General features: G+C 70.7%; 11 protein-coding genes. 4 read left to right on the top strand and 7 right to left on the bottom strand.

All coding sequences use genetic code 11. From position 1 onward, the window contains the following. Nucleotides 1–24 precede the first annotated feature (24 nt). From KHC24_RS14925 to KHC24_RS14935, 3 genes are read right to left on the bottom strand one after another with little or no spacing between them, the layout of a single operon-like run. A complete protein-coding gene (locus tag KHC24_RS14925) occupies nucleotides 25–1,113 on the bottom strand; it encodes a cytochrome-c peroxidase (RefSeq protein ID WP_271180565.1) in 1,089 nt (362 codons plus the stop codon). Continuing rightward, nucleotides 1,110–1,715: an SCO family protein gene (locus KHC24_RS14930; protein ID WP_213364102.1), complete on the bottom strand. Its 606-nt coding sequence runs from the start codon at nucleotides 1,713–1,715 to the stop codon at nucleotides 1,110–1,112. Before KHC24_RS14930 ends, KHC24_RS14925 begins: the two co-directional genes overlap by 4 nt. After that, nucleotides 1,655–2,557, bottom strand: coding sequence for a type 2 periplasmic-binding domain-containing protein (locus KHC24_RS14935; RefSeq protein WP_213364103.1), 903 nt, complete (start codon nucleotides 2,555–2,557; stop codon nucleotides 1,655–1,657). The genes KHC24_RS14930 and KHC24_RS14935 overlap by 61 nt, the downstream gene beginning before the upstream one ends. 130 nt (nucleotides 2,558–2,687) lie before the next feature. On the opposite strand from KHC24_RS14935, the gene KHC24_RS14940 reads away from it, so the two are divergent. The 3 genes from KHC24_RS14940 to ligD all read left to right on the top strand — a co-directional run bounded on the left by KHC24_RS14940 (nucleotide 2,688) and on the right by ligD (nucleotide 7,912). Further along, nucleotides 2,688–4,325 carry a rhodanese-like domain-containing protein gene (locus KHC24_RS14940; protein ID WP_213364104.1) on the top strand — a complete coding sequence of 546 codons (1,638 nt, stop codon included), beginning with the start codon at nucleotides 2,688–2,690 and terminating at the stop codon, nucleotides 4,323–4,325. Nucleotides 4,326–4,419: 94 nt separating this feature from the next. Beyond that, entirely contained in the window at nucleotides 4,420–5,310 is an 891-nt protein-coding gene (gene ku, locus KHC24_RS14945) for a non-homologous end joining protein Ku (RefSeq protein WP_213364105.1), read from the top strand. A 7-nt stretch (nucleotides 5,311–5,317) separates the two neighbouring features. Continuing rightward, complete coding sequence (gene ligD, locus KHC24_RS14950) at nucleotides 5,318–7,912, top strand: DNA ligase D (RefSeq protein WP_213364106.1); 2,595 nt, start codon at nucleotides 5,318–5,320, stop codon at nucleotides 7,910–7,912. A 24-nt stretch (nucleotides 7,913–7,936) separates the two neighbouring features. On the opposite strand, the gene ku (KHC24_RS14955) is transcribed toward ligD, so the two are convergent. Further along, entirely contained in the window at nucleotides 7,937–8,749 is an 813-nt protein-coding gene (ku, locus tag KHC24_RS14955; protein ID WP_213364107.1) for a non-homologous end joining protein Ku, read from the bottom strand. 11 nt (nucleotides 8,750–8,760) lie between these two features. Further along, nucleotides 8,761–9,045, bottom strand: a complete 285-nt coding sequence (locus tag KHC24_RS14960) for a hypothetical protein (RefSeq protein WP_213364108.1) — start codon at nucleotides 9,043–9,045, stop codon at nucleotides 8,761–8,763. Nucleotides 9,046–9,422: 377 nt separating this feature from the next. Here KHC24_RS14960 and KHC24_RS14965 point away from each other — a divergent pair, with 377 nt between their 5' ends. Continuing rightward, a complete protein-coding gene (locus tag KHC24_RS14965) occupies nucleotides 9,423–9,755 on the top strand; it encodes a hypothetical protein (RefSeq protein ID WP_213364109.1) in 333 nt (110 codons plus the stop codon). A gap of 66 nt (nucleotides 9,756–9,821) precedes the next feature. On the opposite strand, the gene KHC24_RS14970 is transcribed toward KHC24_RS14965, so the two are convergent. Beyond that, nucleotides 9,822–10,592, bottom strand: a complete 771-nt coding sequence (locus KHC24_RS14970) for a glycosyltransferase family A protein (protein WP_213364110.1) — start codon at nucleotides 10,590–10,592, stop codon at nucleotides 9,822–9,824. A gap of 56 nt (nucleotides 10,593–10,648) precedes the next feature. Beyond that, nucleotides 10,649–15,886 (bottom strand): glycosyltransferase family 2 protein, encoded by a 5,238-nt coding sequence (locus KHC24_RS14975; protein WP_213364111.1) that lies wholly within the window; start codon nucleotides 15,884–15,886, stop codon nucleotides 10,649–10,651. Nucleotides 15,887–16,025 lie beyond the last annotated feature (139 nt).

Genomic DNA, 16,025 nt, shown 5'->3' on the forward strand with positions numbered 1-16,025 from the left:
AATATATTCTATCAATTTTATCTACTATAGCGCACGCAAAAAGGCGACGAGGGCGGCGCGCTCGGTCGCGTCGAGGTCGCGCGGGCGCAGCAGCGTGTCGCGACGGGCCGCCTCGGCGTGGAGCGGATGTCGGGCTTCCGCCTCGTTGCGCACCCAGACTTCGCCGCCGCCACGGGCATAGAGGTTCACCACGCCTTCGAGGCTGGGGAACAGGCCGTTATGCATATAGGGCGCGGTGCGGCCGACATGGCGCAGGCTGGGGGTGCGGAAGCGGCCGGCATCCTGCACCTCGCCGGTGAGGCGGAAGCGGCCGAGATCCTCGCGCGGCTCACCGAAGGCCGACAGGCCGAGATTATGCGCGCCGCCATCGGCGAGCGTGGGGCCGGAATGGCAATTGGCGCAGCCGGCCTTGGTGCGGAACAGATGCAGGCCGCGGATCTCCTCGTCGCCGAGGCTGCCATAGTCACCGCCGAGGAAAGCCTCGAAGCGGGTCGGCGCGTCGAGGCCGCCGAGATAGGCGGCGAGCGCGGCGCCGAGACGGCCGGCGTCGATCGCGCCCTCGCCAAAGGTGGCGGCGACGAGCGGGCGATACTCCGCCAGCCCGGCCACCCGGACCGCGACGACGGCGGCATCGGCATTGGCCATCTCGTCGCGCTGCGTCAGCGGGCGCAGCGACTGGGCGGCGAGCGAGCGCTCCATCCCCTCCCAGCCGAAGCCCGCATAGCGGGCGACGCCGAGCAGCGAGGGGGCATCGCGCGGAGGGGCGGCGGTGGCCGCCGGCCACAACGGGCGCGGATCGGCGAAGCTATGGGAGGGATCGTGGCAGCTCGCGCAGCTCATCGCCCCGGAGGCGGAGAGCCGCGGATCGCCGAACAGCGTCGCGCCGAGCCGGGCGAGCGCCGGATCTGGCGGCGGCAGCGGCGCCGGCACGCCGAAGGCGACGAAATTGGCGCCCGGCTCCAGCTCGGGGGCCGGCCATTGCGCCGGCGGGCGGGCATAGAGCGCACGCAGCGACGCGGCTTCAGGAACATCCGCGCTGCGGCTGCCTGCCATGGCGGCGCCGGCGAGCCCGAGCAGCAGCGCGGCCGCCCGTGCCCGGCAGAGCCGCCTCACGAGGTGCCGAGCAACCGCCGCAGCCGCGCCAGCTGCGCCTCGTGCGGGGCGCGATAGTCGATGGCGTCGGCGATCCGGCCCTGGGCATCGACCAGGAACAGCACGGCGGTGTGCTCCATGGTGTAGCCGCCATCCGGCTGCGGCACCCGGCGATAGGTCGCCTTGAAGGATGCGGCCGCCGCCGTCGTCTCCGCCTCGCTACCATGGAGGCCGGTGATGCGTGGATCGAAGGCGCCGAGATAGGCGGCAAGCTGCTCCGGATTATCGCGCGCCGGATCGACGGTGACGAACAGCACCCTCAGCCGATCCGCCTCCGGCCCAAGCTCAGCCAGCACCTGCGACAGCTCGTAGAGCGCGGTCGGGCAAACCTCCGGGCAGGAGGTGAAGCCGAAGAACAGCACATAGGGCCGGCCGCGCAGCGCGCTCTCGTCGAGACGCTTGCCGTCATGAGTGGTCAAGGTGAAGCGCGAGGGCGCCTCTTGCGCCTCGCCGGGAGAGGCGAGCGCCAGGAACAGGGCAAGGAGCGGGAGCAGCGCCTTGATCAGTGACAGTCCGGCGCGTCCTGCTCCAGATAGACCTCCAGCGCGACATTCGTCGCCCATTCGCCGGTCTTCCGATCCCAGAAGCGGGAATCGGCGAGCGCGGCCAGCGTCGAGCGCAGCGCCTCGGCCGGCGGCGCCTGGCTGCCCGGCCGGGTGCCGTCGGCCGGCAGCGCCACGACCAGCGGTGTAGAATCGCGCGCTGGCAGGGTGGCAGAAAATTTCTTCCATTCGGCTTCTCCAAACAGACGACGCAGCACCACCTCGTCATGGATGGCGGCGTCGCATTCGCCGGTGCGCACCTGCATCAAGGCGAGCGCCGGCACCGGCTGGACAACTTCCTGCCCGCCGACGGCGCGCACCAGGCGGCGGGCGCGATCATTGGAGGCGACCACGCACACCTTGCGGCCGGCGAGCCCCTCCCAGGAACGGATATCGGTATCGGTGCGCATCGCCACCGACAGGCCGGACTGGTAGCCGCTGGGCAGCAGCTCGACGCCCGAGGGAAGCGCCCCGTCCTGCGGCGCCACGGCGAGGTCGATGCGGCCGGCGGCGAGCGCTTCCGCCGCCTGGTCGCCAATGTCGACCAGCTCGACCTTGCGGCCGAGGCGGCGGCCGATCTCGGCGGCGAGTTCCAGATCGAAGCCGTCCTGCGTGTAGAGCCGCGCCGCCGGCACGTCGGCCTTGGGCGGCACATGGGCGACGCCGATCCGCAGCGGCGCCGGCGCTGCCGACCCGGCCACCGCACTCGCCGCCAGCAGCATGAGCGCCGCAGCCCAACCCGCCAGGCGCTGGTGCTGCAGACATTTTCCGACCGTCGCCTTCACCCGCTCCTCCGCTGCGTTGGTGTCGCCACCAGCCTGCCCCGGCGCCGGGAGAAAAATCGTCTCTCTCCCCGCGCCCATTCGGCGGGCTGATCCAAATCCGGACGCAAGGACCGAAAACGCCTCCGCTTTTCCGCTCCTAGGCTGATCGTTGCCTTCCTCGCCCTGCGCGAGGGAGGCGAACGCCACCTCGATCAGCCCGGAGACCGCCATGACCGTCCATGCCACCACCGCCGCCTTCGCCGCTGCGGGCGATGCCCCCGTGTCCGCGATTTCCGCCGAGGAGCTGCGCGCTGCGGTGCTCGGCCCGGAGGAAGTCGCGGTGGTCGACGTGCGCGAAGGCGGGCGCTTCGAGGCCGGGCACGTCTCGGTGGCGGTGCCGCTGCCGCTGAGCGAGATCGAGCTGAAGGTGGAAGCGCTGCTGCCGCGCCGGTCGATCCGGCTGGTCGTCACCGATGACGATGGCGGCGAGATCGGCGAGCGCGCCGCCCGCCGGCTGGCGCAGATCGGCTATTCCAATGTCCGACTGCTGGCAGGCGGGCTCGCGGGCTGGCAGGCCGCCGGATTCGAGCTGATCACCGGGCAATATTCGCTCAGCAAGGCGCTCGGCGAGTTCGTCGAGCGGCGCTACCACACGCCGCGGATTTCCGCGACCGAGCTGCGGCAGCGGATCGAGGATGGCGGGGTGGTGGTGCTGGACACGCGGCCGATCGAGGAATTTCACCACATCAGCATTCCCGGCGGCGTGGCGGCTCCCGGCGTCGAACTGCTCTACCGCATCTTCGACGCCGTTCCATCTCCCGATACCCCGGTGGTGATCAATTGCGCCGGCCGCACGCGCGCCATCATCGGCGCGCAGGCGCTGCTGAATGCCGGCTTCCCCAACCCGGTGGTCTCGCTGGAGAACGGCACCGCCGCCTGGCTCCTCGCCGGGCTGGAGCCGGCAAAGGGCGCCGACACCCGGCTGCCGCCGCCCAGCCCCGAGGGGCTCGAACGGGCGAAGCAGGCCGCCGCACGGGTAGCGGAGCGCTTCGGCGTGCGGCGCATCGATGCCGACGAACTGGCGGCGCTGCGTGCCGAGGCCGGCAGCCATACGCTGCATCTGTTCGACATCCGCACGCCGGAAGAATACGCCGCCGGCCATCTGCCCGGCGCGACCTCCGCCCCCGGCGGGCAGCTGGTGCAGACCACCGACAGCTTCGTCGGCACCCGCGATGGCCGGATCGTGCTCGTCGACGACGCCGACGGGGTGCGGGCGACGCTGACCGCCTCCTGGCTGATCCAGCTCGGCTTCGAGCACGTCTTCGTCCATGCCGCGCCGGCCGCAGCGCTGACGGAAGCCGGCGTTGCGGCGCCCCGCATCGCCGGCGGCGAGCCGGTGGTCGCCGGGGTGTCGCCGCAGCAGGCCGACGCGCTGATCCAGGACGGCGCGGTGGTGCTCGATGTCGAGCCGGCCCCACCCTATTTCCGTCCCCGCCGCTATGTGCCGGGCTCCTTCATCGCCCGCCGCTCGACGCTGGCCAGCGGCGTCGCCCAGGTACCCGGCACCGGAGCGATCATCCTGACCTCGGCCGACGGGCGGCTCGCCGCTCTGGCCGCCTCGGAGCTGGAGAAGCGGACGGCGCGCCGCGTGGTGGCGCTCGACGGCGGCACCGATGCCTGGGTCGCCGCCGGCCTGCGGCACCGGACCGGCCTCGACCAGCCGGCGCTGCTGGCGGAGGAGGCGCTGGCGCCGGCGCCGACGCTGGAGGAACGGCGGGTGTCGCTCGACGCCTATGTGCGCTGGGGCGACGTCATCACCGATCAGCTGCAACGCGACGGACTGGTGCGCTTCCGCGCCTTCGGCTGAATCCTGCCGCCGGGCGGCGATTCCGCAAACTCTCCCGGAACACCGGCGCGATCCTCACGTTGAGGATCGCGAGGACCGTGCAGGAGAGCCGCCTATGGCGCCCCGGGCTGTGTGGAAGGGCTATCTGCGGATCGGCGAGCTCAGCTTTCCGGTCGCGCTCTACACGGCGGTGTCGACCGCCGAGCGGGTGAGCTTCCACGGCTTCAACCGCAAGACCGGCAACCGCCTGCGCCGTATCTTCGTCGATCGCGACACCGGCAAGGAGGTCGCGCGCGACGACCAGGTGAAGGGCTACGAGGTCGAGCCCGACAGCTATGTGGTGTTCGAGCCGGAGGAGATCGCCGCCACGGTGCCCGAGGGCGACAAGGCGCTGGCGGTGAACGCCTTCATTGCCTGCGCCGAGATCGACGACCTCTATTCCGACCGTCCCTATTATCTCGCCCCTGCCGGCCCGGAGGCGGCGGAGGGCTATGGCCTGCTGCGCGAGACGCTGAAGCGCCGCAACGTCGCGGCGCTGGCCGGCGCGGTGCTGTTCCGGCGGGTCCGCACCGTGCTGGTCCGCGCCCATGAGGACGGGTTGACCGCGACGCTGCTGAATTTCGACTATGAGGTGCGCGCCGCCGCCGAGGCCTTCGCCGACATCGCGCCGGTCCGCATCGACAAGGAGATGCTCGACCTCGCCCGGCACATCATCGCCACCAAGCAGGGACGCTTCGACCCCGCCGGCTTCGACGACCGCTACGAGGCGGCGGTGGTGGAGCTGGTGCAGGCCAAGGCGGCCGGGCGCACGGTGAAGCCGCCCAAGGCGAGGAAGCCGGAGAAGGTGGTGAGCCTGATGGAGGCGTTGCGCCGCAGCGCCGGCATGGAGGCGGCCTCCGAGGCGGCCTCCGAACCCGCGGCCAAACCGGGCAAGCGCGCCGCGCCGCGCGCGCCCGCCGCCCGCGCCAAGGCGAGCGGCGGCCCACCGCGCAGGAAAGCGAGCTAGGCGCGCCATGGCCCTCGACACCTATCGCCGCAAGCGCAATTTCGACGCCACCCCCGAGCCGCGCGGGCGCGCCGCGCGCCGCACCGGCCACAGCTACCTCATCCAGAAGCACGCCGCCCGCCGGCTGCATTACGACCTCCGACTCGAACTCGACGGCGTGCTGAAGAGCTGGGCGGTGACGCGCGGACCGAGCCTCGTGCCCGGCGACAAACGCCTCGCGGTGGAGGTGGAGGACCACCCGCTCGACTATGGCAGCTTCGAGGGCACCATTCCTAAGGGCGAATATGGCGGCGGCACCGTGCTGTTGTGGGACACCGGCACATGGGAGCCGGTCGGCGACCCGCATAAGGGGCTGAAGAAGGGCCACCTCGAATTCAGCATCGACGGCGAGAAGCTGCACGGGCACTGGCACCTGGTGCGCATGCCGCGCAAAACCGGCGAGAGCCGGGACAACTGGCTGCTGATCAAGGGCGAGGACGAAGCCGCCCGCGATGCCGGAGCGCCGGACATTCTCGAGGAACGCCCGGAATCGGTGAAGACCGGCCGCGACCTCGACGCCATCGCCGGGGAGATGCCGGGCTGGTCGTCCAGGACGGGGCGGCTGAAGCCCGATCCGCCGGCCGCGCCCGCCCAGCCGGCGCCGAAGGACGGGGCCAAGACGGCGGGAAATGCGGCGGTGGGTAAGACGGCAACGAGCCGGACGGGGCGGAAAAGCGCCGCCGCTGTACCGTTGCCCGACTTCGTGGCGCCGGCGCTGGCGACGCTGGTGGCCAAGGCGCCGGGCGGCGCGGGCTGGGTGCACGAGATCAAGTTCGACGGCTACCGGCTCGAGGCGCGGATCGACCACGGCGAGGTCCGGCTGCTGACCCGCAGCGGGCTCGACTGGACCGGGCGCTTCGGGCCGGAGCTGGTGACCGCTCTGGCGCGATTGCCGGCGGAGACGGCGCTGATCGACGGCGAGGTGGTGGTGGAGACCGGATCGGGCGCCTCCAGCTTTTCGGCGCTGCAGCAGGACCTCTCGGAGGGGCGCAGCGACCGGATGCGCTTCTACGCGTTCGACCTCCTGCATCTCGACGGGCGCGACCTCACCGCCGAGACGCTGATCGTGCGCAAGGTGGCGTTGCAGGAACTGCTCGCCAAGGCCGGCGACGACGGATCCCTGCCGCTGCGCTTCAACGAGCATTTCGAGGAAGACGGCGCCACCATGCTGCGCCATGCCTGCCGGCTGAGCCTCGAAGGACTGGTCTCCAAGCGCCGCGACGGCCGCTACCGTTCCGGCCGCTCCAAGGACTGGCTGAAATCGAAATGCGCCGAGCGGCAGGAATTCGTCATCGGCGGCTATGTGCGGTCCTCCGTCTCCGCCCATGCCATCGGCTCGCTGGTGCTCGGCGTGTTCGAGGATGGCCGGCTGCGCCATGTCGGGCGGGTCGGCACCGGCTATTCCGCCCGCATGGCCGAGGAACTGTTCCGCCTCCTGCAGCCGCTGATCCGCGACGACAGCGCCTTCGCCGAGCGGCTGTCGGCCCAGGAAAAGCGGGGCGTGGTGTTCGTCGAGCCGTCGCTGGTGGCGGAGGTGGAGTTCCGCGGCTGGACCGGCGAGCAGCATCTGCGCCATGCTTCCTATCGCGGGCTGCGCGACGACAAGCCGGCCGCCGAGGTGGTGCGGGAACAGGCCGGCACGGGAAGCGAGCCGATGGGAGGCAAGCCAATGGCCGACAGGCCGATGCCGGCGTCCACGGTGACGCTCACCCACCCCGACCGGCTGTACTGGCCGGAAGACGGCGTCACCAAACAGGGGCTGGCGGATTACTACGCGCAGATCTGGCGCTTCATCGCCCCCTTCGTGGTGGCGCGGCCGCTGGCGCTGCTGCGCTGCCCGGACGGCATCACGGAGGCCTGCTTCTTCCAGAAGCACGCCTGGCGCGGCATCAACAAGGCGATCCGCCAGGTACCCGACCCCAAGGACAAGGGCGGCGAGCCCCTGCTCAGCATCCGCGACCTCGACGGACTGATCGCGCTGGTGCAGGCCGGCACGCTGGAGATCCACCCCTGGGGGGCGCCGCTCGGCGGGCTGGAGAAGCCGGACATGCTGATCTTCGACCTCGATCCCGGCGACGGGGTGGGGTGGGCGCAGATGGTTGCCGCCGCGCGGGCGGTGCGCGACAGGCTGGAAGCCGACGGGCTGACGGCGCTGGTGAAGACTTCCGGCGGCAAGGGGCTGCATGTGGTGACGCCGCTGGCGCCCAAGGCAGGCTGGCCGGCGGCCAAGGCCTATGCCAAGACGCTCGCCGATGCGATGGCGGCGGAACAGCCGGAGGACTTCGTTTCGGTGGCGACCAAGGCCAAACGCAACGGGCGGATCTTCATCGACTATCTGCGCAATGCGCGCGGGGCCACCGCCGTCGCGCCCTACTCCTCCCGCGCCCGGCCGGGGGCGGCGGTCTCGATGCCGGTCGCCTGGGAGGAGCTCGACCGGCTCGCCGGCGCCGCGCAGTTCACCATCGCGAACGGCCCGGCGCGGCTTGCCGAGCGCTCCGCCGATCCGTGGGAGGATTTTCGCGTCGCGGCCGTGCCGTTGCCGGCAAGCAAGCGGAAGCCCTGACACCGTCCGACGACGACCGACGGGCTAGCTGCGCCGCGTCGCCTTTTCGGCGGCGAGGCTGCGCTTCAGCGCCTCGGTGATGCTGACGACATTGCCTCCACTCGCCTCCGGCGCCGGTTCGGAAGCCTTCTTCGCCGCCGCCGGACGCTTGCGCTTGCGGGCATTGATCAGCTTGCGCAGATTTTCCTGCACCGGGTCGCGCAGCATCGCGGGGTCCCATGCGCGCGTGCGGGCCGCCACCAGTTCGCCGATCAGCTTCAGCGCCGCGGCGTCCGGCTTGCCGGAGGGGGCCGCACCGAAATAGTCGGCGGCCGGGCGCACCTCGTCGCCATAATGCAGCGTCCACAGCACGATGCCGCGCTCGCGCGGCTCCAGCAGCACTGCCCGCTCCCGGCGATACAGCACCAGCCGGGCGATGCCGTTCATCTTCGACGCCGCCATCGCCTCGCGGATCACCGAGAAGGCCTCGGCGCCGACCTTGTCGGCCGGGGTGAGGAAATGCGGCTTGTCGTACCAGATCGAGGCGACCGATTCCGCCGGCACGAACATGTCGATGTCGATGGTGCGGGTGCTCTCCAGCGCCACCGCGTCGAGCTCGTCCTCCTCCATCAGCACGGTGCGGCCGGGCTCGAGCTCGTAGCCCTTCACCTCGTCCTCCTCGCGCACCGCCCGCCCGGTCTCGGCATCGACGGCCCGCGCCTCGACGCGATTGCCGGTGGCGCGGTTGAGGGTGTGGAAGCGGATCTTCTCGCCCTCGCTCGTCGCCGGCGCCATGGTGACGGCGCAGGTAACCAGCGACAGCTTGAGATAACCTTTCCAGAAATTTTGCCGAGCCATCGCGGCCTGCCTCAATTGATCCAGGCGACGACGAGGCCGCCGAGCACGATAATCGCGGCCAGCCAGAGGAGCACGCGGACGACCAGCGGCAGCGGCGTGTCGGCGCCGCGAGGAGCGTAGTGAACGCTCGGGGGCGCGGGAGTGAGGTCCAGCTTATAGCCCGCCGCCTCGTCGGCACCGGGCGGCACGGCAGGGCGCTTAGGTGACGGCACGCTGCTGCCGCCGCGACCGCGCTGGATATCCTCCCGCGGGCGGTCGGCATGGAAAAGCGAGATGTTCGACAGGGGATTCGTCATGGGATCGGCCTCCTTCGATCCATACCGGTTAACGGCCCGGCGCGGATCGCGTTCCATGGCGCCGACGACCGGAGCGGGCGATGCCCGCCACTCTGGAAGACGCCTGCCACTCTGGAACATGGGCGTTACCGCCGTCTTCCGGAACCGCCGCTTTTGCGAGCGCGCACGGCACGCTTGCAGCCCGGGCCCGGCATCGCCCCGCATGCGGACCGACGGAAAGCGCCGGTGCCTCCGGTAACATGAATGCGAGGTCATGATCTGGATACGCATTCATGAGTGGCAGATATAGGTCCATGCCATCTGGACCGACTAATGACCCAGCGGCACTTCCTCTATGATCCCGGTCAACGGATCAGGATCAGGACGGAATACCGCTCATGCATACCGAAAATTTGACGATCGATCGGATCGAACTCAGCCCGCCGCGTCCTGTAAAGGCGCGCGCCGCCACGGTGGATCTCGGCGCGCGCTTCGTGGCCTGCCTGGCGATAGGGCTGCTGCTCTCCGGCGTCGCCTCGATCTCGCAGGCGATCTGCTCCTACAACCAGATGGTCGTCTCGGCGGCGGCCGCCACGGAGGCGTCGCCTGCTACGCCGATGGTGATGGCGGCCGGCCCGGCACATCCGGCCCTTCAAGTGTCGGGCGACCTGTCCGAACCGCCCTGCGACGATGCCGCCCGCATCGCGCCGGCACGGATCGCCTCGCTCTGACCCTCGGCTCCCGCCGGGCTTTCCGCCGAGCGGATGCCTGATCCACGGCGGGATAGCGGGAGGCGGCTAGAGCCGCGCCAGCGTCATGCCGAGCTTGCCGTCGGCATATTTCTCCAGCGCGGCGATGGCGCCGTCATTGGCGCCGCCGTCGTTGAAATCGCGGAACAGCGAGGCGCCCTCATTGGTGTCCGGCAGGCTCGCCAGCCGGTAGTCGGGATGCACCACATAGACCGGCACGCCATTGACCGCGCTGTGCCACTTGAACCAGAGATCGTCCGCCGTCGGGGCGGCCTTCATCGCGGTGATCATGTCGAGCACCGCGGGATGGAAGAAGGACGGGTGATAGAGCACGCCGTCCTTGCCGGTCGGCAGCAGGAACACGCTCGGATTGTCGGTGATGGTCTGGCTGGTCCAGTAGCGATAGGGCAGGAAGCCGCCATCGCCCTTCACCATGCGGTGGCCGCGAAACGCCACGATGCAGCGGTGCCGGCGATAATAGTGCACCAGCGTCGACAGCCAGTGCGCCGGATAGATGGTGTCGTCGTCGGCGGTGGCGATCAGCGCTTCCTGCGCCAGCGGATCGGCGAGGATGGGCAGCAGCTTGCGGTACGGCCCGGAATTGGGCACCCGAAACCATCTCAGCCGCCCGTCCGCCGCCAGCTCGCGGCAGGCCGGCGGGATGTCCTCGATGCCCTCGTCCAAGAGATAGGGATCGCGCGAGGTGAAGACGCGGATCTCGAAATCCGGGTAATCCTGCTGGAGCAGGCTCGCCAGCGTCAGATGCAGCTTGTCCTGGCGGGCCCGGATCGAGGTGAGCCCAATGATGACCTTTTCCATGTTCTCACTCCGAGCCGAGGCATGCTGAACGGGAAGGCGAAGCCGAGCGCCGCCGTTCACGACAGCAGGTTTTCCGCCCGCAGCGGCCAGGGAATCGGCACGCCGTCCGGCGTCGGGTCGACGCGGCGGCCGGCGAGAACCGGCACCCGGACGCGCCGCGCGAAGGCATCGCGGAACAAAGCGAGATAGCCCGGCAATGTGCGGTGGACCGCGTTGGACAGGCTGGCGGGCGTGGCGAAGCAGAAGGTGAGCGGGCACTCGACATGCGCATGCGCATGCGCGCCATAGGCCGCCTCCAGGCGTTCACGGAACTCGACGTCGCCGCGCGAGCGCACCGGGGCGAAGCCGCCGATCACCCCGAACACCTCGCGGCGGAACATCGAGGTCATGGTGCCGTCGCCGAGCAGCTCGAGCGTGTGCTCGAACTGCAGGCGGGCCAGCCGGTCGATGCGCAGATGCGCGGTGGTGCACAGTTTGAGGATCGGCGAGCGCGCCAGCGTGCCGACCTGCACCTCCAGCCGCTGCGGATGCGCGTAGTCGTCGCCGTCGTGAATGGCGACGAAATCGCCGCTGGCGATCTCAAGCGCCCGGTTGCGGGCGACATAGGGGCCGGAATTGCGCGGCAGCCGCAGGAACACGATGCGCGGATCGCGGGTCGCCAGTTCCTCGATCGCCGCCGCCGGCACCTGATCGCTGGCGTCGTCGACGAGGATGATCTCGATGTTCCGGTAGGTCTGGCGCGTCAGCGAATCGAGGGCGGGGGCGAGCAGCGCCAGATCGGGATTGTAGACGCTGACGATGACGCTGATCCGGCCGTGATCGCTGGTCGCCGCCGGCGGCAGCGGCCGGGCGGAAAAGCCCTCGAACAGTTCGCCGATGGTCTCGCCGGCGAAGGGCAGCGGCGCCACGCCGTAGTCCAGCCCCCAGCGCGCCAGGGCCCGCTCCAGCGGCTTCATGTTGCGATGATAGCTGGCGGCGACGATGCCGTTGGCGTCGTTAGTCGATTCCAGGCTTTCAATGCCGGCGCCGTCGAAATGGCGGATGGCGACCCGGTCGTCGAGCAGCACGGCAAGCGCCAGCATCTGCTCCGCCGGCGCGCCGCTCGGGTAGCGCACCGCCCCGGCGGCGATGCCCAGCCGGGTGATCTCATAGGTGTAGGTGCGCAGCTGCGCCAGCAGCTGGCCGGTATCGCGGCGCTCGGCGAAATGCAGGTTGAGCAGCCGGGTGAAGCGCGCCGCGTCGCCGGCGAGCAGCGCCGCGATCAGCCGATCCGGCAGCGGCGCCGTGAAGCGCACCGCCGCGTCCTCCTCGTCGCGATGCGCCAGCACCGGCTGATCGGCATCGGCGCTCGCCAGCGCCGCGCCGATGATCGCCCCGACCTCGGCATCGCCGAGGAGGTCCCGATGGGTCGAACGCTCGATCATGCCGACCAGCAGCGCCATGGTGCGTGCCGAGGCATAGCGCCCGCAGGCGGCAACCAGCCGGGCCACCGACCGATCGTGCGGTTGCAGCAGGATCTCCGCGGCGCTCGCCATCAGCACCGCCGTAAGATCGGCCGGCGGCAACGCCATCGCCGCCGCCTCGAACAGCGGCAGCACCAGATCCGGCGAGCGCGCCGCCAGCGTCGCGACATGCAGCCCGAGCGCCCGGCCGGCGACCTCCTGCAAGCCAACCACCTTGCAGCAATCGAGCAGGCCGAGGATCGCCTCGTCGTCGAGGCAGAGCAGTTCCGCCGGCCGGGCGAGGCCGTCGCGCAGGTAATTTTCTACCGCCGCCACATGGCCGCGACGGGCGCAGCCCTGCAAGCGGGCGAACATATCGGCCGTCTGCGCGATGCCCGTGCCCGCTTCGGGACCAAGCCCGAGCGCGTTGATGAGGGCGACGTCGGCCGCAGGACCGGGCGGCTGGAACATGCCGACGGATTCGGCCGCCCCGGCCCAGTTCTCCAGCACATGGGCGGCAAAGCCCATTTCCCGCGCGGTCACCGACTGCGCGAAGTGCCGTAATAGCGGCTTGGCGGCGGCGTCATTGACCAGCGCCAGCGCCGGATCGCCCTCGCCGACCAGATGGAAGGGATGCGTGGTGGCCATCACGATGCCGGCCGCGTCGTCCGCGGCGAAGCGCTGCGCCGTCTCGATCAGGTCCGACAGCCGGTAGCAGCCGCGCGCGCGCAGCCCGAGGAAGCCGCTCAGCACCGCCGAATTGGCGGAGAGCGTGAACTCCCCGAGGGCGGGATTGTAGCGCAGCGCGCTGGTCACCACCGAGCGCTCGCCGGCCATGAGGAACTCGCGCCGGCAGCGCCGGACATAATCGGCCGGGTAGTCGAAGGCGCGCGTCATGAAGATGACCGGCGTCGCGGCCGGCAGGCCGGCGTCGAGCAGTTCGGCCCAGGCGGCACTGTCCGGCGCGGCGATGACCCGGGCACCGGGCGGCAGCGCCAGCTCGGCATCCGGGCCGAGGTCGTGGATGACGACGCAGCTCGGATCGGCATAGGCCGTCGCCACCGTGGTCTCGGTGCCGATGAGGAACTCCGGCCCGCTCCAGGACGCCGCCAGCGCCGGGACCGCGTCCACCAACGCCTCGGCAGCGGCAGCCGCGTCGGCGCAGATCCGCACCGCCCCGTCGGGCTCGCGCGGCAGGTTGCCCGTCGACACCACGTCCGCCGTTTCGCCGGAAAACCGCATGACGGCGCCGATGCCCGGCCCCCTGGCGGCGAGCAGGCGCGGCCAATAGCCGAGCGCCGGCACCGGCAGGTGGCGCGGCTCGCGCAGCACCACGAAGCAGCGGCACCCCTTCGCCGACTGCGCGATGAAACCGGCGAGCGCGGCGGAATCCTGCGCCGGCGCCTCGGCGGCCGGGATTACCCGGCAGCCGAGCCCGGCCAGGGCGACGAGATGCGCACGCTCGTCCGCATCGACATCGCCGCGCGGCACCACGATGGCGATGTCGCCATAGGCCGGACCGCCTTCATCGCCGGGCGGGAGCTGTTCCAGCGTCATCCACAGCGCCACGGCGTCGAAGGCCGAGGCCGCCGCGACCGGCTTCGCCGGCACGGAAGCGGCCAGCAGCGGAGCATAGGCGGCCGGCAGGTCGCCGCGGCCGGCGAGATCGGTCTCGTCGGCCTTCGTCTCGACCGCCCGCAGCCGCCAGGCATCCAGCAGCGCGACGACGAAGGAACGCGAGGCGCCCTCGCTCCACTCGGCGAGGAAGGCCTCATAGTCGTACCAGCGGGTGCGCAGCACGAAATCCAGCGCCAGGAAGCGGTGCAGGGCGGCGCGGCCGCCGCCGCGGGCGATCGAGCGGGCGACGAGATAGGCTTCGGTGACGCGACCGGCGACGACGAGGCTGTCGATCTCGCTGACGCGGCCGACGGTGACTCGGATGCTGGCGAGGTCCACCACCTGCGGCCGATCGGGCACCAGCGCGCCGCCGCCGACCACCCGCGCCTCCACCAGCGCTAGCGAGGCCTTGCGCAGGTTGAGGCTCGACAGATCGAAGCGGAAGCCGACCGGCAGCTCGAACTTGAACTGCGCCTCGCGCGGCTGCACCGGCTGGCTGGCAAAGCCGCGCAGCACCGGCGAGCCGTCGATCAGCAGCTCGATCTCCAGAGGATCGGCGGGATTGGCGAGGTCCACCGCCCAGCCCTCGACGATGGCCGGCGGCGTGAACCGCCAGACGCCGGCGAAGTCCGGACGGGCGGTATCGCCTTCCGCCGCCGCGCCGCCGCGAGCGAGATCGCTCAGGCGCTGGCGCACGCGCGGGCTGAGCAGCGGCAGCGCATCGGCCGGCACCCGGCCGGGCGAACCCTGCGCCGGGGACGCCGTCTCGGCGACGCCGGGGGCGCCGGCGAGCGGCACCGCATGCGCGCCGATGCGCAGATGGGTCAGCCGGGAGAGCGCCTTGGCGGCATCGAGCTTGCCGAGGCGGGCGCGAGCGGTGAAGGGGCTGTCGTCGACCGTGAGCTCAAGGCTGTGACGCGGCGTCTGGTCCTCGAGCAGTTCCACCTTCACCCGCGGCGGGATCGGCGCGCCCGATGTCAGCACCAGCACGGTGTCGCCATTGGCGCCCGGCTCGAGGCGTGCGACGAGGCTGTCGCGGACCGGATGCCGGCCATCGAGCGCCAGCGTCAGCCCGCGCACCAGATTGGCGATCTCGATCCGCGACGTCAGCCAGGAATCGGCGGTCGCGGTGGACGGCAGGCTGAACTCGAACCGCCCGCGCGGCTCGCCGCCGGGACGGGTGGCGACGGCCTGCACCTCCGCGCCGTCGATGACCAGGCTGAGTTCCACCGGCAGGTCGGGTGCCGAAGTCTCCACCGCCCAGCCGGAGAGCTTGCCCTCGGCCGCCGGCCGCACCTCGCCCAGCAGGCTCGGCGCATCGACCTTGGCGAGCTTGAGTTTTTTGCTGCCGAGCGCCACCCGCTCGCCTGCCAGCACATAGACGGCAAACCGGTGCTCGGCATCGTCGAAGATGCCGGCCGGCAGCGCATTGAAGCGGAAGCCGACATTGCGCCGCGCATCGAGCTGCACCGGCTGGTCGGCCTCCTGCCGGTCGACCAGTATGCCGTCGATCTCCAGCTCGACGACCAACGGGCGCCCCATATCCGTCACCCAGCCGACGACGCCGGAGGCGCCGAACTCGGCGACCTCGCCATAGCAGGGCCGGCCCTTGACCATGAAGCGGGCCTTGTCGGTGCGCAGCCAGCCATCATGGATGAGGCGGCCCGACTTGCTCTCCTTGAGCGTCAGACGATGGGTCTCGCCGTCCCAGAATTCGAGCGGCAGGCCGGTGTGGAAGCCCACGCGCAGCGCGGTGCCGACCTGGCCTTCCACATCCTTGCGCACGACGTCGCAGGCGACGTCCTTTGCCGGTTTATGGTCGACGAACATCTGCAGGATCAGCGACTGGGCGAGATCCTCGGAATCATAGGCCCAGCCGGTGACGCGCTCGGCGGTGAAGGTGGTGATTCGCGCCCGCAGGCGCCCGTCGCGCTCGCCGACATTCAGGGCGAACTGGCCGCGCGGCACGATGGAGCCGTCAATGGCGGCCGCCACCTCGACATCGTGCTGTCCGGGAGGAATGGACGGCGGCGGAACGAAGACGAAGCCGTGATTGCCGTGACCGCCGAAACCCTTGGCAAGATCGGGACGGTGGACGTTGGCGGGAATTTCGAATTCATAGCCAGCGATCGAAATACGAACGATCAGCGTTGTTTCCGGTGAATCAGTATCGAGCAGCCAGCCCCAGATTTCACCTGTGGGCCGGACGCCGTTGACATCACCCTTAATCAGCATGAACAACTCCTCACAAGCCGCTGCCAGCTATAGCAACAGCCGGCGGCAGAACCAAGCAGCCGGAGCGCTTGTCCCCGCGGAGGCAGGATCGTCGGTTTCCAGCCCACCGTTCGCGGGCCTCGGCACCCCCGGCCCCGAG

It is taken from the genome of Ancylobacter defluvii (genome assembly GCF_018390605.1).
In the GTDB taxonomy this organism is placed as follows: Bacteria; Pseudomonadota; Alphaproteobacteria; order Rhizobiales; family Xanthobacteraceae; genus Ancylobacter; species Ancylobacter defluvii.

What these genes read in the sequence shown, in the direction of transcription:
- KHC24_RS14930 (WP_213364102.1), bottom strand. Translation starts at nt 1,715, where the DNA reads ATGGGCGACGAATGTCGCGCTGGAGGTCTATCTGGAGCAGGACGCGCC.
- KHC24_RS14935 (WP_213364103.1), bottom strand. Translation starts at nt 2,557, where the DNA reads ATGGGCGCGGGGAGAGAGACGATTTTTCTCCCGGCGCCGGGGCAGGCT.
- KHC24_RS14940 (WP_213364104.1), top strand. Translation starts at nt 2,688, where the DNA reads ATGACCGTCCATGCCACCACCGCCGCCTTCGCCGCTGCGGGCGATGCC.
- ku (WP_213364105.1), top strand. Translation starts at nt 4,420, where the DNA reads ATGGCGCCCCGGGCTGTGTGGAAGGGCTATCTGCGGATCGGCGAGCTC.
- ligD (WP_213364106.1), top strand. Translation starts at nt 5,318, where the DNA reads ATGGCCCTCGACACCTATCGCCGCAAGCGCAATTTCGACGCCACCCCC.
- ku (WP_213364107.1), bottom strand. Translation starts at nt 8,749, where the DNA reads ATGGCTCGGCAAAATTTCTGGAAAGGTTATCTCAAGCTGTCGCTGGTT.
- KHC24_RS14960 (WP_213364108.1), bottom strand. Translation starts at nt 9,045, where the DNA reads ATGACGAATCCCCTGTCGAACATCTCGCTTTTCCATGCCGACCGCCCG.
- KHC24_RS14965 (WP_213364109.1), top strand. Translation starts at nt 9,423, where the DNA reads ATGCATACCGAAAATTTGACGATCGATCGGATCGAACTCAGCCCGCCG.
- KHC24_RS14970 (WP_213364110.1), bottom strand. Translation starts at nt 10,592, where the DNA reads ATGGAAAAGGTCATCATTGGGCTCACCTCGATCCGGGCCCGCCAGGAC.
- KHC24_RS14975 (WP_213364111.1), bottom strand. Translation starts at nt 15,886, where the DNA reads ATGCTGATTAAGGGTGATGTCAACGGCGTCCGGCCCACAGGTGAAATC.